This window comes from Streptomyces sp. NPDC050504, from assembly GCF_044458065.1.
In the GTDB taxonomy this organism is placed as follows: Bacteria; Actinomycetota; Actinomycetes; order Streptomycetales; family Streptomycetaceae; genus Streptomyces.
In genome coordinates this window covers 247548-264698 of record NZ_JBITHO010000004.1, presented here as the reverse complement: position 1 = coordinate 264698, position 17151 = coordinate 247548, and the positions used below count along the sequence as shown (strand labels likewise).

18 protein-coding genes are annotated in these 17151 nt (G+C 70.8%); 12 read left to right on the top strand and 6 right to left on the bottom strand.

Annotated features, from left to right (window positions below; translation table 11 throughout):
- Position 1: 1 nt before the first annotated feature.
- Entirely contained in the window at positions 2-1753 is a 1752-nt protein-coding gene (locus ACIBNE_RS16485) for a glycosyltransferase family 2 protein (protein ID WP_399271995.1), read from the bottom strand.
- A 189-nt stretch (positions 1754-1942) separates the two neighbouring features.
- Positions 1943-2290 carry a DUF3817 domain-containing protein gene (locus tag ACIBNE_RS16480; protein ID WP_399271993.1) on the bottom strand — a complete coding sequence of 116 codons (348 nt, stop codon included), beginning with the start codon at positions 2288-2290 and terminating at the stop codon, positions 1943-1945.
- Positions 2291-2491: 201 nt separating this feature from the next.
- On the opposite strand from ACIBNE_RS16480, the gene ACIBNE_RS16475 reads away from it, so the two are divergent.
- The 4 genes from ACIBNE_RS16475 (at position 2492) to ACIBNE_RS16460 (ending at position 5216) form a co-directional block, all read left to right on the top strand.
- The gene (locus tag ACIBNE_RS16475) at positions 2492-3124 is read left to right on the top strand and encodes an AIM24 family protein (RefSeq protein WP_399272941.1); all 633 of its coding nucleotides are present in this window, start codon (positions 2492-2494) and stop codon (positions 3122-3124) included.
- On the top strand, positions 3124-3774 hold the full coding sequence (locus tag ACIBNE_RS16470; protein WP_399271991.1) for an AIM24 family protein: 651 nt from the start codon (positions 3124-3126) through the stop codon (positions 3772-3774). Before ACIBNE_RS16475 ends, ACIBNE_RS16470 begins: the two co-directional genes overlap by 1 nt.
- The gene (locus ACIBNE_RS16465) at positions 3771-4556 is read left to right on the top strand and encodes an AIM24 family protein (protein ID WP_399271989.1); all 786 of its coding nucleotides are present in this window, start codon (positions 3771-3773) and stop codon (positions 4554-4556) included. Before ACIBNE_RS16470 ends, ACIBNE_RS16465 begins: the two co-directional genes overlap by 4 nt.
- Positions 4557-4712: 156 nt before the next feature.
- Positions 4713-5216 carry a MarR family winged helix-turn-helix transcriptional regulator gene (locus ACIBNE_RS16460; RefSeq protein ID WP_399271987.1) on the top strand — a complete coding sequence of 168 codons (504 nt, stop codon included), beginning with the start codon at positions 4713-4715 and terminating at the stop codon, positions 5214-5216.
- A gap of 54 nt (positions 5217-5270) precedes the next feature.
- Here ACIBNE_RS16460 and ACIBNE_RS16455 read toward each other — a convergent pair whose 3' ends face one another.
- Complete coding sequence (locus tag ACIBNE_RS16455; protein ID WP_399271985.1) at positions 5271-6293, bottom strand: glycoside hydrolase family 6 protein; 1023 nt, start codon at positions 6291-6293, stop codon at positions 5271-5273.
- A 146-nt stretch (positions 6294-6439) separates the two neighbouring features.
- Here ACIBNE_RS16455 and ACIBNE_RS16450 point away from each other — a divergent pair, with 146 nt between their 5' ends.
- The 3 genes from ACIBNE_RS16450 (at position 6440) to ACIBNE_RS16440 (ending at position 9110) form a co-directional block, all read left to right on the top strand.
- Positions 6440-6949, top strand: coding sequence for a MarR family winged helix-turn-helix transcriptional regulator (locus tag ACIBNE_RS16450; protein WP_399271983.1), 510 nt, complete (start codon positions 6440-6442; stop codon positions 6947-6949).
- A 55-nt stretch (positions 6950-7004) separates the two neighbouring features.
- The gene (locus ACIBNE_RS16445; RefSeq protein ID WP_399271981.1) at positions 7005-7334 is read left to right on the top strand and encodes a DUF3817 domain-containing protein; all 330 of its coding nucleotides are present in this window, start codon (positions 7005-7007) and stop codon (positions 7332-7334) included.
- A gap of 75 nt (positions 7335-7409) precedes the next feature.
- Complete coding sequence (locus ACIBNE_RS16440; protein WP_399271979.1) at positions 7410-9110, top strand: methylmalonyl-CoA mutase; 1701 nt, start codon at positions 7410-7412, stop codon at positions 9108-9110.
- A 75-nt stretch (positions 9111-9185) separates the two neighbouring features.
- Here ACIBNE_RS16440 and ACIBNE_RS16435 read toward each other — a convergent pair whose 3' ends face one another.
- On the bottom strand, positions 9186-9770 hold the full coding sequence (locus ACIBNE_RS16435; RefSeq protein ID WP_399271976.1) for a helix-turn-helix domain-containing protein: 585 nt from the start codon (positions 9768-9770) through the stop codon (positions 9186-9188).
- 80 nt (positions 9771-9850) lie between these two features.
- On the opposite strand from ACIBNE_RS16435, the gene ACIBNE_RS16430 reads away from it, so the two are divergent.
- Positions 9851-10264: a VOC family protein gene (locus tag ACIBNE_RS16430; protein ID WP_399271974.1), complete on the top strand. Its 414-nt coding sequence runs from the start codon at positions 9851-9853 to the stop codon at positions 10262-10264.
- 18 nt (positions 10265-10282) lie between these two features.
- Here the strand turns inward: ACIBNE_RS16430 and ACIBNE_RS16425 are convergent, their stop codons facing one another.
- Positions 10283-10948, bottom strand: a complete 666-nt coding sequence (locus ACIBNE_RS16425) for a TetR/AcrR family transcriptional regulator (protein ID WP_399271972.1) — start codon at positions 10946-10948, stop codon at positions 10283-10285.
- 262 nt (positions 10949-11210) lie between these two features.
- Here ACIBNE_RS16425 and ACIBNE_RS16420 point away from each other — a divergent pair, with 262 nt between their 5' ends.
- The 4 genes from ACIBNE_RS16420 to ACIBNE_RS16405 all read left to right on the top strand — a co-directional run bounded on the left by ACIBNE_RS16420 (position 11211) and on the right by ACIBNE_RS16405 (position 15595).
- Positions 11211-12182, top strand: coding sequence for a tetratricopeptide repeat protein (locus ACIBNE_RS16420; protein ID WP_399271970.1), 972 nt, complete (start codon positions 11211-11213; stop codon positions 12180-12182).
- Positions 12183-12851: 669 nt separating this feature from the next.
- A complete protein-coding gene (locus ACIBNE_RS16415; protein WP_399271969.1) occupies positions 12852-13484 on the top strand; it encodes a DUF6230 family protein in 633 nt (210 codons plus the stop codon).
- Between the two features lie 97 nt (positions 13485-13581).
- Positions 13582-14208 carry a DUF6114 domain-containing protein gene (locus ACIBNE_RS16410; RefSeq protein WP_399271967.1) on the top strand — a complete coding sequence of 209 codons (627 nt, stop codon included), beginning with the start codon at positions 13582-13584 and terminating at the stop codon, positions 14206-14208.
- Positions 14198-15595 (top strand): hypothetical protein, encoded by a 1398-nt coding sequence (locus tag ACIBNE_RS16405; protein WP_399272939.1) that lies wholly within the window; start codon positions 14198-14200, stop codon positions 15593-15595. The genes ACIBNE_RS16410 and ACIBNE_RS16405 overlap by 11 nt, the downstream gene beginning before the upstream one ends.
- Before the next feature lie 78 nt (positions 15596-15673).
- Here ACIBNE_RS16405 and pyk read toward each other — a convergent pair whose 3' ends face one another.
- Positions 15674-17101, bottom strand: coding sequence for a pyruvate kinase (gene pyk / locus ACIBNE_RS16400; protein ID WP_399271965.1), 1428 nt, complete (start codon positions 17099-17101; stop codon positions 15674-15676).
- Positions 17102-17151: the final 50 nt, after the last annotated feature.

Genomic DNA, 17151 nt, shown 5'->3' with positions numbered 1-17151 from the left:
GTCAGTTGCCTCCGGTCGTCGTGGCGAAGGCCGGTTCGGCCTCCTCGCTCGCTGCTGCCGCCGCCGCGCGTCTGGCCCGGCTCCTGCCGCGCACCGACGTGCAGCACCACACCGCGATCGGGGAGAGCGCGATGACCAGGGCGAGCACGGCCCAGGTGCGCATGGCGACGTGGGTGTGGCCGTAGTGCACCGACGCGACGAGCGAGGCGATCAGCACGGCGGCCCAGAAGAGGTGGATGCGGAAGGTCAGCAGCCGGTCGGGGCTGGCCTGGCCGCCCTTGGGGGTGACCACGAAGCGTCCCCTGGTGCGCAACAGGGCCGAGCCGAGCGACTTCAGGTAGATCGGCGCGGACAGCGCGGACATGCCCATGCCCGCGATGCCGCCCGAGCCCTCGGGCTCGTGGGGGGAGACGTTGTGCCGCCTGTTCCAGAGGTAGAGGCCGATCTGGAGGGCGGCGGCGTCGCTGTAGAGCATCAGCCAGAGGGACGCGGAGACCTCGGTGCCGGACGCGCCGAACCAGAGGAAAAGCACGCAACTGAGGATGCCGAGCAGCCAGTTGACGGCCGTCATCGGGTAGTAGGCCAGCATCAGCGTGTAGTTGAAGAGCCGGCCGGGCGGCACCCTGAACGGCGCCTTCCAGTACTGCTTGAACAGCGTCTCGTACGTGCCCCTGGACCAGCGCAGCTGCTGGGTGAAGAAGTCGGTCCAGGAGGCCGGGCCCTCGCCGACCGCCAGTACGTCGGGCGTGTAGACGGAGCGCCAGAAGTGGCCGGTCTTCGGGTTCTTCCTGCGGTGCAGCTCGAAGCCGGTGGCCATGTCCTCCGTGATGGAGTCGTAGAGCCCGCCGATCTGCTTGAGCGCGTCGATGCGCACCACGTTGTTGGTGCCGACGAACATCGGCGCGTGGTAGCGGTTGCCCGCGCGCTGGATCAGCGCGTGGAAGAGGAACTGCTGGGACTCGGCGGCCTTGGTGACGGCCGCCGTGTAGTTGCCGTAGACCTGCGGGCCGACGACGAAGGCGGTGTCGGGGTCGCGGAAGTAGCCCATCATCCGCTCCAGGAAGTTCGGGAGCGGGACGTGGTCGGTGTCGACGGAGGCGAAGAAGTCGTAGTCGTCGCCGTGCATCGCGAGCCAGGCGTTGTAGTTGCCGTGCTTGGTGCGGGCCTTGTGGGCGCCCTTCTTGCGGTTCCACTCGGGGACGCCCTTGCGGGTGAAGTGGCGCACGCCCAGCTCCGCGCAGAGCGCCTTGGCGCCGTCGTCGTCGCCCTCGTCGAGCAGCCACACGTCGAGCGGTCCGGTGTGCCGGATCCGTACGGCCCCCTCCAGGGTGGCGCGGACCATGGAGATCGGTTCCTTGCCCGGGACGTACGTGGTGAGGAAGGCGACCTTGGTGCCGGGCTCGGCCGTCACGGGTATCGGGTCGCGGGCCACCAGCGTGGCGTGCGCCACCGAGACGACGTTCACGACCATGAAGAACATGATCAGCCCGATCGAGCAGAGCATCACGGTGTCGAGCGCGACCAGCCACCGGGCGCCGCCCTCGCGGGTGGTCCAGTGGGTGGGCCAGACCAGGTACGCCAGCAGCAGCCCCGCGAGCACGGGGGCGAGCAGGCCCAGCAGGACGGCCCGTATTCGATGGGGTTCGACCGAGAGGAGACTGCGGTAGCGCACCTTGTAGGCCTTCTCGTCGGGCTCCGTGAGCGGGCCTGCGAGGTGGCTGTAGGCGTCGTAGTCATAGCCCTCGGGCGGCACGTGTCCTCCAGGGTTGAACAGGTCGATATCACCACAAAAGTGGACATTCGACGGCGTGTCGACCCGGAGTCGGCCGTGCGGGGGGTTTCGGCGGGGCCCGTCGCGGAGGGTGGCGGGGCGCGCGGACGCGCGGGAGCCCCCGGACCGGTGCGGTCCGGGGGCTCCCGGGGAGTGCGGGTGCGGGGCGGGTCAGCCCGTCTTCACCGTGCCCTCGCGGCGCGCGCGGCCCGCGATGACCGCGTCCTCGGCGGCGCGCTTCAGCTTGCGCTCCGCGTAGAAGCCGCCGAAGGGCAGCACGGACAGGACGAAGTACAGGGCGGCGGTCTTCAGGTCCCACTTGGTGCGGTTCCAGGCGTCCGCCCACAGCAGCACGTACAGGATGAAGAGGATGCCGTGGATCATGCCCATCACCGGCACCGCGTTGAAGTCGGTGGTCCGCTTGAGCACCGAGCAGACGATCAGCAGCAGGAACGAGACGGCCTCGGGGGCGGAGACCAGGCGGAGTCGGTGGAGGGCGGAGGCGGTCTTGATGTCCACGAGGCAGGCACCTTCGTCGGGGGCTGGCGGGGCGGCGCGGCCGGGGAACGGCCGGGCGATCTTGTGAACGCATGCACAAGCGTCGATCCATTGTGGCACCGGGCTTTTCCGGATCTTTACCCGGGTCGGCGTCGGGTCGGCCACGATCGCCCAGGGGCTCTGTTCCGTGCCGATTTCGGCGGCTAACGTCGCTCCGTGGCAATGTTCCGGCTCCAAGGGAGCAAGGTGCTCGCCGTCGACATGACGGGCGACGCCGTGAAGGCGAAGAACGGCTCCATGGTCGCGTACGACGGCCAGATGTCGTTCAAGAAGATGACCGGCGGCGGTGAGGGCATACGCGGCATGGTGACCCGGCGCCTCACCGGGGAGCAGATGGCCGTGATGGAGGTGAAGGGGCAGGGCACCTGCTTCTTCGCCGACCGCGCGAGCGAGATCAGCCTCGTCGCGCTGCACGGCGACAAGCTCTACGTGGAGGCGAGCAACCTGCTGTGCGCCGACGCCGCGCTGCGCACCGGCACCACCTTCACCGGGGTGCGCGGCGGCGCGAGCGGCAACGGCCTGTTCACCACCACCGTCGAGGGCACGGGCCAGGTGGCGATCATGTCCGACGGCCAGGCGATCGCGCTGCGCGTGACCCCGCAGTACCCGCTCTCCGTCGACCCCGGCGCGTACGTCGCGCACCAGGGCAACCTCCAGCAGCACTTCCAGTCGGGCGTCACCTTCCGCACCCTCATCGGCGAGGGCTCGGGCGAGGCGTTCCAGATCCGCTTCGAGGGCGACGGCGTGGTGTACGTCCAGCCCAGCGAGCGCAACACCATCGGCGGTGACGTCTGATGCCGTTCACCGAGGTCAACTCCCGGATGGTCAGCGCGACCCTCGTACCGGGACAGAAGATGTTCAGCCAGCGCGGCGCGATGCTGGCCTACCAGGGCGACGTCTCCTTCACCCCCAACATCCAGGGCGGCCAGGGCGGCGTCATGTCGATGATCGGCCGCCGCGTGGCGAACGAGGCGACGCCGCTGATGACGGTCGAGGGCAGCGGCACGGTGATGTTCGGCCACGGCGGCCACCACATCCACGTCGTGAGCATGGCCGGGGACACCCTCTACGTCGAGGCCGACCGGCTGCTCGCCTTCGACGGCACCCTCCAGCAGGGCACCATGTTCATGGGCTCGCAGGGCGGGGTCATGGGCATGGTGCGCGGCCAGGTCACGGGACAGGGCCTGTTCACCACCACCCTCAAGGGCCACGGCGCGGTCGCCGTCATGGCGCACGGCGGCGTCGTCGAACTGCCCATCCACCCCGGCCGCCCGATCCACGTCGACCCGCAGGCGTACGTGGCACACCGCGGCGACGTCCGGAACAAGCTCTCCACCGCGCTCGGCTGGCGCGACATGGTGGGCCGCGGCTCGGGCGAGGCGTTCCAGCTGGAGCTGAGCGGCAGCGGCACGGTGTACGTCCAGGCGTCGGAGGAGAAGCTGTGAGCACGCCCGTGATCTTCGACCCGATGACGCTGCCGAGCGACGACAACGTCAATCCGTACGCCTTCTGCGTGGAGCTCAAGGGCTCCCAGTGGTTCCTGCAGAAGGGCAAGATGATCGCCTACTACGGCTCCATCGAGTTCAACGGCATCGGCCACGGCCGCTTCGACCGGCTGCTGCGCACCTCCTTCCACTCCCCGCTGCACGCCAGCGACTGGGTGGTGGCCGAGGGCAGCGGCAAGATGCTGCTCGCGGACCGGGCGTTCGACGTGAACTCCTACGACCTGGAGGACGGCAACCTCACCATCCGCTCCGGCAACCTCCTCGCGTACCAGCCCTCGCTGGCGCTCAAGCAGTCGATCGTGCCGGGCTTCCTGACGCTGATCGGCACCGGCAAGTTCGTCGCCGCCTCCAACGGGCCCGTCGTCTTCATGGAGCCGCCGATCCGGGTCGACCCGCAGGCGCTGGTCGGCTGGGCCGACTGTCCCTCGCCCTGTCACCACTACGACCACGGCTACATGACGGGCGTGCTCGGCGGGCTGCGCGCGATGACCGGGTTCGGCGGACAGTCCGGCGAGGAGCACCAGTTCGAGTTCGTCGGGGCGGGCACGGTCCTGCTCCAGTCGACCGAGGCGCTGCTGGCCGAGGCGGACACGGGCGCGGTGCCGCACCAGGCGGGCGTGCCGGGCGGCGGCGCGGGCGGCCAGGCGCGGCCGGGCCAGCCCGCGGGCGCGCCCCGGCTGCCGGGCCAGCTCGGGGACCTCCAGCGGCGCTTCGGTTTGTGAGCGGTAGTCTGCGGAGTGTGACGCCGAACGCCCGTGCCGTGCCGGCTCGGGCGTACGAGGGGTGCTCCCGCGCGACGAGGCGCGGGGCGTCCCGGGTGCCGGGCGTCACACTCCCCCGTATAGTCCGGATTTCAACTTCTTAGGTAGAATCCACATATGGAGACTGAGACGGCGACTCTTCCCCAGGCCTCCCCCGAGGGAGCCCCCTGGCTGACCGATGCCGAGCAGTGCGCGTGGCGGACGCACCTGGACGTCAACCGGCTGCTGATGTACCAGCTGGAGAAGGACCTCCAGCCGTTCGGGCTGACCAACAACGACTACGAGATCCTCGTCAACCTCTCCGAGGCCGACGACCACCGGCTGCGGATGAGCGACCTCGCCGCGGCCACGCTCCAGTCCAAGAGCAGGCTCTCGCACCAGATCACCCGCATGGAGAACGCGGGACTGGTCCGCCGCGAGCACTGCGAGTCCGACCGGCGGGGGCTGTACGCGGTGCTCACCGACCTCGGCATGGAGACCATGCGCAAGGTCGCGCCGCACCACGTCGCCTCCGTGCGCCGGCACTTCATCGACCTGCTCACCCCCGAGGCGCTGGCCCACCTGCGCGCCTCGCTCACCCCCGTCGCCGAACACCTGAGGTCCCAGCGCGGCAAGCCCTGAGCCGGGCGGGGCCCGCGGGCCCGGGGGTCCGTGGGTCCGGGGGTCCGGGGGGGGCTACGCCTTGGCCCTGCGGGCCAGGCCCAGCGCGTAGTCCGGCCACCACGTCCCCGCGTCGGGCCCGCCCCGGCACGGGCCGTCCGAGTCTCCCGGGCGCTTGATCCAGAGGTACGAGTCGAGCAGCGCGTCGCCCGTCGAGGTCGTCGGCGGGGTGCCCAGTGCCCGCCCCGGCGGGTTGCACCACGCCTGCTGCCGGTCGCCCGGCAGCGGCCCGTCGCCGTTGCGGCTGGTGTCGACCACGAAGTGGACCCGCCCGCCGAGCAGCCCGGAGAGCCGGGTGCCGTACGCCTTCACCGCCTCCGTCCGCTGGAAGTTCGAGACGTTCAGCGAGAAGCCGTCGGCCTTCGCCACGCCCGCCCGCTTCAGCGGCTCCACCAGCTTGCCCGGGTCGTCGATCCACGCCGGGTTCCCCGCGTCCAGGTACACCTTGGTCCGCGGGTTCGCCTTCAGCGTCCCGATCGCCTCCGCGAGCAGCCGCTCGCGCTCCGCGTGGTGCTGCGCGGGCGTGCAGCCGTCCACGATGTGCGAGACCGCGTCCGGCTCCAGGACCACCGTCGCGGGCGCGTCCCCGATCGCCGCCGCGAACTCCCCGACCCAGGCCCGGTAGGCCGCCGCGTCGTGCGCGCCGCCCGCCGAGTAGAGGCCGCAGTCGCGGTGCGGGATGTTGTACGCGACCAGCAGCACCGTCCGCCCGTCGGGTGCCGCGCCCCGCACCGCCTTCTCGATCCCGGGCCCCGGCCTGTCGCCCGCCGGCCAGTCCGCGACCGGGCGCGTGGAGATGCGCCGCAGCGCCTTCGCGTCGGCGGTGCGGCCCTGCGCCTCCCACGCCCGCACCTGTCGGGCCGCGTCGCTCTCCGGGTCCACCCAGTACGGCGAACCCGCGCTGGGCGCGGCGGGCTCGGGGTTCGACCCCGGGGGAGCGGACGACGACGAGCCGCCGGAGCAGGCCGCGGTCAGGGCGGCGCAGGCGGCGAGCGAAGCGGCGATGAGCGTGCGGGTCAGCGTTCTGCGGCCGGGCATCCGGTCCCCTCGGGCACTGGGTGACGTACGGAACCGCTCAATCGTCACATGCCGGGCAATTCGCCACGGGTCGCGACACCGGCCAGTGCGATGCCGAGCGGCGAGAAGGGGCTGACCAGCATATGACCAGTGGGTAAGGTCTACGCGTGCCGAAGCCCCTCAGTCTCCCGTTCGACCCCATCGCCCGCGCCGACGAGCTCTGGCAGCGGCGCTGGGGCCCCGTGCCCTCCATGGCGGCGATCACCTCCATCATGCGCGCGCAGCAGATCCTGCTCGCGGAGGTGGACGCGGTCGTCAAGCCGTACGGACTGACCTTCGCGCGGTACGAGGCGCTGGTGCTGCTCACCTTCTCCAAGGCGGGCGAGCTGCCGATGTCGAAGATCGGCGAGCGGCTGATGGTGCACCCCACGTCCGTCACCAACACCGTCGACCGGCTGGTGCGGTCGGGCCTGGTCGCCAAGCGGCCCAACCCCAACGACGGGCGCGGCACGCTCGCCTCCATCACCGACAAGGGCCGCGAGGTGGTGGAGAGCGCCACCCGCGAGCTGATGGCGATGGACTTCGGGCTGGGCGCGTACGACGCGGAGGAGTGCGCGGAGATCTTCGCGATGCTCAGACCGCTGCGGGTGGCGGCCGAGGACTTCGAGGAGTCGTAGCGCGCGACCGGGCCCGCGCGAAGATCGCCCGGAGTGCCCGGTTACGCTCGAAGCCATGAAAGAGAATGTGCTGACCCGTTACCGGGCCATGGCCTACGTCACCGCCGTCTGGCTGCTCGTCTTCACCGTCGCCATCATCGCGAAGTACGCCTTCAAGGTCGGCGACACGATGCTGATCTCCCAGATCCACGGTGTGCTCTTCATCATCTACGTGGTCTTCGCCTTCGACCTCGGCTCCAAGGCGAAGTGGCCGTTCGGCAAGCTGCTGTGGGTCCTCGCGGCGGGCTGCATCCCCGTGGCCAGCTTCTTCGTCGAGCCGAAGATCACCCGCGAGACCCGAGCGCTGATCGCGGGCAAGGCGGACCCGGCGGCCGCCCAGGCGTGACCCCACCGCCGCGCCCTGCGGGGCGCGGCGGTCGGCCATCGACATTTACTAGGACGTCCTAGTAAATTCGATTGCATGGACGCCGACGCGATCGACGAGGGCCGCCAGCGCTGGCAGGCCCGTTACGACAAGGCCCGCAAGCGGGACGCGGACTTCACCACGCTCTCCGGGGACCCGGTCGAGCCGGTCTACGGGCCCAGGCCCGGCGACACGTACGAGGGCTTCGAGCGGATCGGCTGGCCGGGCGAGTACCCCTTCACGCGCGGCCTCTACCCGACCGGATACCGGGGCAGGACCTGGACCATCCGCCAGTTCGCCGGCTTCGGCAACGCCGAGCAGACGAACGAGCGCTACAAGATGATCCTGGCCGCGGGCGGCGGCGGCCTCTCCGTCGCCTTCGACATGCCGACCCTGATGGGCCGCGACTCCGACGACCCGCGCTCGCTCGGCGAGGTCGGCCACTGCGGCGTCGCCATCGACTCCGCCGCCGACATGGAGGTCCTGTTCAAGGACATCCCGCTCGGCGACGTCACGACGTCGATGACGATCTCGGGCCCCGCCGTGCCCGCCTTCTGCATGTACCTGGTCGCGGCCGAGCGCCAGGGCGTGGACCCGGCGGTGCTCAACGGCACGCTCCAGACCGACATCTTCAAGGAGTACATCGCGCAGAAGGAGTGGCTCTTCCAGCCCGAGCCGCACCTGCGCCTCATCGGCGACCTGATGGAGCACTGCGCCAAGGGCATCCCGGCCTACAAGCCGCTCTCCGTCTCCGGCTACCACATCCGCGAGGCCGGGGCGACGGCCGCGCAGGAACTGGCGTACACCCTGGCCGACGGCTTCGGCTACGTCGAGCTTGGCCTCAGCCGCGGCCTGGACGTCGACGTCTTCGCCCCCGGCCTCTCCTTCTTCTTCGACGCGCACCTCGACTTCTTCGAGGAGATCGCCAAGTTCCGCGCCGCGCGCCGGATCTGGGCGCGCTGGCTCAAGGAGGTGTACGGCGCGAAGACCGACAAGGCGCAGTGGCTCCGCTTCCACACGCAGACGGCGGGCGTCTCGCTCACCGCCCAGCAGCCCTACAACAACGTGGTGCGCACGGCGGTCGAGGCGCTGGCCGCGGTCCTCGGCGGCACCAACTCGCTGCACACCAACGCCCTCGACGAGACCCTGGCGCTCCCCAGCGAGCAGGCCGCCGAGATCGCGCTGCGCACGCAGCAGGTGCTGATGGAGGAGACCGGCGTCGCCAACGTCGCCGACCCGCTGGGCGGCGCCTGGTACGTCGAGCAGCTCACCGACCGCATCGAGGCGGACGCGGAGAAGATCTTCGACCAGATCAAGGAGCGCGGACTGCGCGCCCACCCGGACGGCAAGCACCCGATCGGGCCGATCACCTCGGGCATCCTGCGGGGCATCGAGGACGGCTGGTTCACCGGCGAGATCGCCGAGTCGGCGTTCCAGTACCAGCAGTCGCTGGAGAAGGGCGACAAGCGGGTCGTCGGCGTCAACGTCCACCACGGCTCGGTCACCGGCGACCTGGAGATCCTGCGGGTCAGCCACGAGGTGGAGACCGAGCAGGTGCGGGTGCTCGCCGAGCGCAAGGCCGGGCGCGACGACGCGAAGGTGCGCGCCTCGCTGGACGCGATGCTCGCCGCCGCGCGGGACGGCTCCAACATGATCGAGCCGATGCTGGACGCGGTGCGCGCGGAGGCCACGATGGGCGAGATCTGCAACGTGCTGCGGGACGAGTGGGGCACGTACACCGAGCCGCCCGGCTTCTAGCCGTACGACGGCGGGAGGGGCGGGACCCGCACGGGTCCCGCCCCTCTCCTCCGTTCAGGCCCGCAGCGACTGCGTTCAGGCCCGCAGCGACTCCAGCAGACGTCCCAGCGCGGCCCTGGTGTCCGCCAGGTCCCGCCCGGGGTCCTCGGACTCCGCGAGCCACAGCGCCGCCTCGTTCATCGCGCCCGACAGCAGCCGCGCCAGCGGGGCCACCGGCTGCGGGGCGAGCGTGCCCTCCCGCACCAGCTCCGTGAGCGCGTCGGCCAGGTGGCGGGCCGACGCCTCCTCGTCCAGGGCGCGCCACCGCGCCCAGCCCAGCACGGCGGGGCCGTCGAGCAGCATGATCCGCCGTACGTCGGGCGCGGTGGCCGCGGCCAGGAACGCCCCGCAGCCCGCGACGAGCCCGTCCCACGCGCCCGCCTCCGCGTCCGCCGCCCCGGCGACCCGCTCGCCCACCTCCCGCTGCACCTCGGCCAGTACGGCGCCGAACAGCTCGGCCTTGCCCGCGAAGTGGTGGTAGAGCGCGCCCTTGGTGACCCCGGCGGCGGCGACGACCTCCGCGAGGCCCACCGCCCCGTACCCCCGGTCGGCGAAGAGCTCCCTGCTGACGCGCAGCAGGGTCCGCCTGGTCCGCTCGCGCTGCTCGGCCCTGCTGGTCATGGCACGCCCCTCCATTGACATACCGATGGTATGCGAACTACGTTCTTTCGCATACCGATGGTACGCGAAGGAGTCTCGCCATGCTGCTGACCAGCTTCTATCCCGTGATCTGCACACCGGAGATCGCGGCGTCCAAGGACTTCTACACCTCGCTGCTCGGCTTCGACGTGACCTTCGAGGCCGACTGGTACGTGAGCCTGAAGCGCACCGGACCCCTCCCGTACGAGCTGGCGCTGCTCGACCACACCCACCCGACGCTCCCGGCGGCGTACCGCAGGCCGGTGGCGGGGCTGCTGCTCAACTTCGAGGTCGAGGACGTCGACGCCGAGTGGGAGCGGCTGGTCGTCCGGGGCGGCCTCCCGGCCGAACTGGAGATCCGCACCGAGGACTTCGGGCAGCGCCACTTCATCGTCGCCGACCCCTCGGGCGTCCTGATCGACGTCATCACCCCCACCGAACCGGTCGGCGGGTTCGCCGCGCAGTACGTGTCCTAGCCCTGCGCGGTACGCGTCCTAGCTCTGCGCCGCCGCGCCCAGGCCCGCCAGCAGCAGGACCGTGAAGCGGCGGGCCCACTCCTCGTCCACCGGCTCCGCGCTCACCAGCGCCCGGTGGACCACCGCGCCCGCGATCACGTCGAAGATCAGGTCCGCGGTGCGGGCCGCCGACTGCTCGTCCGCCTCCGGCGGCAGCTCGCCGCGCGCCTGGGCGCGCTCCCGGCCCGTCAGCACCAGGCGCTTCTGCCGGTCGACGATCGACACCCTGATGCGCTCGCGCAGCGCCTCGTCGTGCGTGGACTCGGCGACCACCGCCATCAGTGCCGTCTTGGTCTCGGGGCGGCCCAGCAGCGCCGCGAACTGGAGCACCACGCTCTCGATGTCGGCCGTGAGCGAGCCGCGGTCGGTCAGCTCCAGCTCGTCGAAGAGGACCGCGACGGCGTCCACGACCAGCTCGTTCTTGGACGGCCAGCGGCGGTACAGGGTCGTCTTGGCCACCCCCGCGCGCGTCGCCACGTCGCCCATCGTCAGCCTGGACCAGCCGAGTTCGACCAGGGCCTCCCTGGTCGCCTCCAGGATCGCGCTGTCGGCCGCGGCGCTGCGCGGCCGCCCGGGACGGGACGCGGCCCCGGCGGCGTCGAGGCCGGTGGGGCCGGTGGGGTCAGAGGGGTGGTGGCTCGGCATGGACGAGACCATACCGGCCAGTAGGTGATCGGGATCACCGGGGAAATCTCACACGGGCGGCCGTCGATGAAGTTACGCTACGACTCGTAGCGAAAGGCTTCGAACAGCCTCAGCGACAACCACAGGCACCGGGTGGGGACCCGGAGCCGCACTCAGGTCCTCCTCGGGACCCGGCCCCCGCGGTCCGACCCGCATGCCCCGCAATCCGGCGGGGGGTGACGGACGGGCGCGGTTCGCACACGGCTTGGGGGAGGATGTACCCATGCAGCCTAGGAACATGTCCATGAGCGGCGTCGTCGACCTCGCCGCTGTGAAGGCCGCCAACGAGGCCAAGGCCAAGGCGGAGCAGGCCCGTGCGGAGTCCGCCCGCAACGGCGGCGGCGGCGCGGTGGCGCCCTCCGCCCTGGTGATCGACGTCGACGAGACCGGTCTTGAGCGCGACGTCCTCCAGCGCTCGACCGAGGTGCCCGTCGTCATCGTCTTCTGGGCCGACGCGAGCGAGCCTTCCAAGCAGCTGACCGAACTCCTGGAGCGGCTGGCCGTCGAGGCCAACGGCCGCTTCGTGCTGGCCCGTGCCGACGTCGCCGCCAACCAGCTGCTGGCGCAGCAGTTCGGCGTGCGCGGCATTCCCGAGGTCTTCGCCGTGGTGGCCGGCCAGGCCCTGCCGCTGCTCCCGGGCCCGGCCCCCGAGCAGCAGGTCCGCGAGGTGCTCGGCCAGCTGGTCCAGGTCGCTGAGGAGCGCTTCGGCCTCACCGGCATCACCGTCGACCCGGACGCGGCGGGCGAGGCGGCCGGACCCGCCCCGGTCCCCGCGGGGCCGTACGACGCGCTGCTCGAAGCGGCCGTCGTGGCGCTCGACGCCAACGACTTCCCCGGTGCCATCCAGGCGTACGAGAACGTGCTGGCCGACGACCCGGGCAACACGGAGGCGAAGCTGGGTCTGGCCCAGGCCGAACTCCTCTCCCGCGTAAGGGACATGGACCCGCAGCAGGTGCGGGCGGAGGCCGCGGCGAACCCGGCCGACGTGCGCGCCCAGATCGCCGCCGCCGACCTCGACCTGGTCGGCGGCCACGTCGAGGACGCGTTCGGACGGCTCGTCGAGACCGTGCGCAGGACCGTCGGCGACGACCGGAACGCGGCGCGGGTGCGACTGCTCGAACTCTTCGAGGTCATCGGCCCCGACGACCCCCGGGTCGCGGCGGCGCGCGGTGCGCTGGCGAGGGTTCTGTTCTGATCCGTACGCCTTCGTCCGGTACGGGCCCCGCCCGTACCGGATGACCTTTGTGCCGAGGTGACAACACGGCCGTGGCGCCCCCAGGGGCACCACGGCCGATTTGGCGACACGGCGACAATAACTCCCCCTGCTTTACCAAATCTTGATAAAGCCAAGCCCTGTTACTCGCAGTAAATCGAGGGCAGGGTTCTGTCCATTTCTGGGCGACAATCACCCCTTTCTCCGCACCGGTCGGCTACACCCTGTGTGCACGCGCGGCGCCGCCCGGCCGCGCCTCGGTTATCGGGCCGTTACTAGCGAGTAACGAACCCCCTTGTGCACCGGCCCGTAATGCACCACGATCGGCCACGCTCGGTCCAATACCGCTTCAGCCCGGCAGCCAGCCGCGCCGCGGCCTTTGGGTCCCCACCGAGTGAGTCGGCGGCAGAGGCGCCGGCTGCGGACAGGGGGGTTCCTGCTGAACCGCAGGGCCTGTCCGGCAGGTTGTGCGTGATGCGTGTCAGGCGCGACCAGTGGTTGTCGCTCGGGGGTGATCGCCGGTGGATTCGGGCGCGGTTCGCGCCCGTGTGTCCCGGGCGCTCTCCTTCCCGAGGACGTAGCACTTCTCCCATCCCAGGACGGGTCCCCGCGACCCGGACCGGAGATGTACGTCCGAGAAGGAGGAAACTCATGGAGTCCCAGGTTCGTGGCGGGACCAGATGGAAGCGGTTCGCCGTCGTCATGGTGCCGAGCGTGGTCGCGACGGCCGCGGTCGGCGTGGCGATAGCACAGGGCGCGCTGGCCGCGTCGTTCAGCGTCTCCGGCCAGAGCTTCAAGGTCAGCGCCGACATGCTCGACGGCACGGGCTTCGTCCAGTACGGCGGCATCGCCGAGGGCACCGACCTCAAGGGCAACAAGGCTGCCCACCCGGTCGCGGTCTCGGGGTTCAAGACGGCCAAGATCTACGGCATGTGCCAGTCGGTCGTCACGCCGAACGTGCCGTTCTTCGGCAACGTCACGCTCCAGCTCAACGCGGGCGGCGGCGGCAAGCCGGTGGTCGGTGAGAACCTCTACCTCGACGTCGAGGACCTCGACGCCGACGCGGAGTTCACCAACCTCGACATCGGTGTCGCGGCGGGCAAGGCCGACAAGGGCCCCGGCATCCAGAAGGGCACCGAGGCCAACCCGTACGGCTTCGCTCAGCAGGCCGACCGTGCCGTGCTGACCGACGTGCGGCAGAAGGCGTGGTCGACCACGGCCGGCACCTTCAAGCTCAGCGGCCTGAGCATGCGCCTGCACAAGGGCGTCAAGGAGTGCTACTAAGCACTCCCCGGCGGGCGGGGCACGGCCGAGGCCGGCTCCGCCCGCTCCCTCTCCCTTTCTTCTGTACAGCAACACCGGTTCCAGGGAGCTGTTTTCCATGAGCGTGAGTGTCAGCGCCCACTCGTCCGGCAACGACCACGGATTCCACCACTGGCGAGCGCGCTTCCGCGCCTGGCGTGGCACCCGGCCGTTCTGGGCCGGCCTCTTCGCCGTCAACGGCGGCGGCTGGATCATCTGGTTCGCGTACTCCGACATCAAGTTCGGGCAGCTCGCCATGAACATGGGGACGACCGGCGGCGCGGGTGCGCTGATCATCGGGGTGCTGCTGGTGACCCTCGGCCTGACGATGTGGTACCAGCAGGCCGTACGCATCTTCGCGGGCGTGGCCTCGATCCTGCTCGGCATCGTCTCGATCCCCTCGTCGAACCTGGGCGGCTTCTTCATCGGCTTCGTCTCCGCACTGATCGGCGGAGGCCTGGCCATCGCCTGGGCGCCGGGCAAGCCGGTCCCGGCGGCCGGGGGCCAGGCCGATCCGGCCGCCGCGATCCCCGCGCCGTCGCCCGCCGCCGATGCCAAGGCCGCGGCCTGGGACGACGCGATGCGGACCATGCCACTGGCACGTACCGAGCCCGCGCCGCCGCGGCCCGGACACGCCCCGGAGCCGGGGGCGAACGCAACGGACACTTCTTTTGACGCCGATGGCGGGAGGAACAGTGCGGGGTGACGAGGCTCGGACGAACGAGGACGAGGGACGCGGCGCCCGTGTGAGAAGAGGGCCGCGGCACGCGGCACCCCGCAAGTCCCTGCTGGCCAAGTTCCAGATGCCGGCGAGCAAGGCGCTCGCGCTGGCCGCGATGCCCACGGCGGTCTTCGTCGGGATGAGCCTCACCCCCAAGCTCGCGATCGCCGACGAGCCGGGCAAGGCGGCCGCGGGGCCGTGCGTCACCCGCGAGGACGTTCCCGACCCGGACGCGTCGAAGGCCCCGGACGGGAAGAAGCCGGACGAGAAGCCCACCGAGAAGCCCGACGCGGACAAGGGCGACGGGGCTGGGAAGCCGGAGGAGAAGCCGACCACCGCTCCCTCGGCCGGTGCGACCGGCGACGCGGCGAAGCCCGCCGAGAAGCCCGCTGCCGGTACGGGGGCCAAGGCCCCGGGGACCGACAAGGCCGCGCCGACGCCCACGCCGACGAAGAGCGTCAACCCGCTGGACCCGCTGGGTGTCGGCGACGCGATCAAGGACTTCCTCACCGGCGGCAAGGGCGAGGAGCCGACGCCCGACCCGAAGGAGACGGCGCCCGTCCCCGCGGACACCACGAAGCCCACCGAGCCCGCCGGGCCGAAGCCCGGCACGGACGACAAGGCCGACGACGGCAAGGCCGACGACGGCAAGGCCGACGACGGCAAGGGCGGGGAGTCGGGCACGGCGGAGAAGGACGCCGAGGCCGAGCGGAAGAAGGCGGCCGAGCGGAAGAAGGCCGAGGAAGAGAAGAAGGCCGAGGAGAAGAAGGCCGACGAGGAGAAGAAGGCCGAGGACGAGAAGGCCGACGACGAGCCCCTGACCGAGGCCGAGAAGGTCAAGAAGGCCATCAAGGACGAGGCCGCCAAGCGCGGCATCGAGGTCGAGGAGTTCGAGGAGGGCTCCCCGCCCTGCGTCGACGCGGAGGGCGTCGAGCAGGGCATACCCGACCTGCCCGACGACCCCTGGATCCTGCACTCCTCGCAGCTGACCCTGCGCGGCCTCGACTACGAGGGCAAGGTCAAGGTCAGGACGGGCAGCGGCAAGGTCAAGGAAGTCCTGAAGTTCACCGCGAAGGAGACGGACATCCACGACCTCCACCAGACGGTCGCGGGTCCGGGCGACAACACGACGCACGTCCAGGCGCGCAAGGGCTCCAATTCGACCATCCGCAACGGCACGGTGACGATGTACACGGAGTCGCTGAAGGGCAACCTCTTCGGCATCTTCCCGGTCGTGTTCAGCCCCGCGAGCCCGCCCCCGCTCAACGTGCCGATCGCGATGTTCACCGAGGTGACCGTGGTCCAGGCGGGCCAGTTCGGCGGCACGCTCACGGTCCCGGGCCTGCACAACTACCTCACCCGCGGCAGGTAGTCCCACCGACCCTTCCGGGAGCCGCACGCGAAGGAGCCCCGGGCCGATGGCCCGGGGCTCCTTCGCGCGTGCCGTGCGTCAGGCGGTTTCGCCGCCCAGGTGGTGGACGCGGACCATGTTGGTGGTGCCGGGGATGCCGGGGGGCGAGCCGGCGGTGATGACCATGGTGTCGCCCTCGTTGTAGCGCTGGAGCTTCAGCAGCTCCGCGTCGACCAGGTCGACCATCGCGTCCGTGTTGTCCACGTGCGGGACGACGAAGGACTCCACGCCCCAGCTCAGCGTCAGCTGGTTGCGGGTGCCCGCGTCCGTGGTGAACGCCAGGATCGGCTGGCAGGCGCGGTAGCGGGAGAGGCGGCGGGCGGTGTCGCCGGACTTGGTGAAGGCGACCAGCGCCTTGCCGTCCAGGAAGTCCGCGATCTCGCAGGCCGCGCGGGCGACCGAACCGCCCTGCGTGCGCGGCTTCTTGCCGGGGACCAGCGGCTGGAGGCCCTTGGACAGCAGCTCCTCCTCGGCGGCCTCGACGATGCGGGACATCGTCTTGACCGTCTCGATCGGGTACGCGCCCACCGAGGACTCGGCGGAGAGCATGACCGCGTCCGCGCCGTCCAGGATCGCGTTGGCGACGTCGGACGCCTCGGCGCGCGTGGGGCGGGAGTTGGTGATCATCGACTCCATCATCTGGGTCGCGACGATCACCGGCTTGGCGTTGCGGCGGCACAGCTCGATGAGGCGCTTCTGCACCATCGGGACCTTTTCGAGCGGGTACTCGACGGCCAGGTCGCCACGGGCCACCATCACACCGTCGAACGCCATGACGACGCCCTCCATGTGCTCGACGGCCTGCGGCTTCTCCACCTTGGCGATGACGGGGACCCGGCGGCCCTCCTCGTCCATCACCTTGTGGACGTCCTTCACGTCGTCGGCGTCCCGCACGAAGGAGAGCGCCACCAGGTCGCAGCCCATGCGGAGCGCGAAGCGGAGGTCCTCGACGTCCTTCTCGGACAGGGCCGGGACGTTGACCGCCGCGCCGGGCAGGTTGATGCCCTTGTGGTCGGAGACGACACCGCCCTCGATGACGATGGTCCTGACCCGGGGGCCCTCCACCGAGACGACCTTGAGCTCGACGTTCCCGTCGTTGATCAGGATCGGGTCGCCCTTGGAGACGTCGCCCGGCAGGCCCTTGTAGGTCGTGCCGCACATCGACTTGTCGCCGGGGACGTCCTCGGCGGTGATGACGAACTCGTCCCCGCGGACGAGCTCGACCGGACCCTCGGCGAACTTCGCCAGCCGGATCTTCGGGCCCTGGAGGTCGGCGAGGACGCCCACCGCCCGCCCGGTCTCCTCGGCGGCCTTGCGCACCAGGTCGTAACGGCCCTGGTGCTCGGCGTGGGTGCCGTGGCTGAAGTTGAATCGGGCCACGCTCATGCCGGCCTCGATCAGAGCGACGAGCTGCTCGTGAGAGTCGACGGCGGGGCCCAGTGTGCAGACGATTTTGGAACGGCGCATGAGGCGGATCCTATCGGTTTGTTTCACTACGGAATATTCCGTCTGGCGGA

Bases quoted from the DNA above. Each gene is read 5' to 3' on its own strand.
- ACIBNE_RS16475 (WP_399272941.1), top strand. From the start codon at position 2,492: ATGTTCCGGCTCCAAGGGAGCAAGGTGCTCGCCGTCGACATGACGGGC.
- ACIBNE_RS16470 (WP_399271991.1), top strand. From the start codon at position 3,124: ATGCCGTTCACCGAGGTCAACTCCCGGATGGTCAGCGCGACCCTCGTA.
- ACIBNE_RS16460 (WP_399271987.1), top strand. From the start codon at position 4,713: ATGGAGACTGAGACGGCGACTCTTCCCCAGGCCTCCCCCGAGGGAGCC.
- ACIBNE_RS16455 (WP_399271985.1), bottom strand. From the start codon at position 6,293: ATGCCCGGCCGCAGAACGCTGACCCGCACGCTCATCGCCGCTTCGCTC.
- ACIBNE_RS16445 (WP_399271981.1), top strand. From the start codon at position 7,005: ATGAAAGAGAATGTGCTGACCCGTTACCGGGCCATGGCCTACGTCACC.
- ACIBNE_RS16440 (WP_399271979.1), top strand. From the start codon at position 7,410: ATGGACGCCGACGCGATCGACGAGGGCCGCCAGCGCTGGCAGGCCCGT.
- ACIBNE_RS16435 (WP_399271976.1), bottom strand. From the start codon at position 9,770: ATGACCAGCAGGGCCGAGCAGCGCGAGCGGACCAGGCGGACCCTGCTG.
- ACIBNE_RS16430 (WP_399271974.1), top strand. From the start codon at position 9,851: ATGCTGCTGACCAGCTTCTATCCCGTGATCTGCACACCGGAGATCGCG.
- ACIBNE_RS16425 (WP_399271972.1), bottom strand. From the start codon at position 10,948: ATGCCGAGCCACCACCCCTCTGACCCCACCGGCCCCACCGGCCTCGAC.
- ACIBNE_RS16420 (WP_399271970.1), top strand. From the start codon at position 11,211: ATGCAGCCTAGGAACATGTCCATGAGCGGCGTCGTCGACCTCGCCGCT.
- ACIBNE_RS16415 (WP_399271969.1), top strand. From the start codon at position 12,852: ATGGAGTCCCAGGTTCGTGGCGGGACCAGATGGAAGCGGTTCGCCGTC.
- ACIBNE_RS16410 (WP_399271967.1), top strand. From the start codon at position 13,582: ATGAGCGTGAGTGTCAGCGCCCACTCGTCCGGCAACGACCACGGATTC.
- pyk (WP_399271965.1), bottom strand. From the start codon at position 17,101: ATGCGCCGTTCCAAAATCGTCTGCACACTGGGCCCCGCCGTCGACTCT.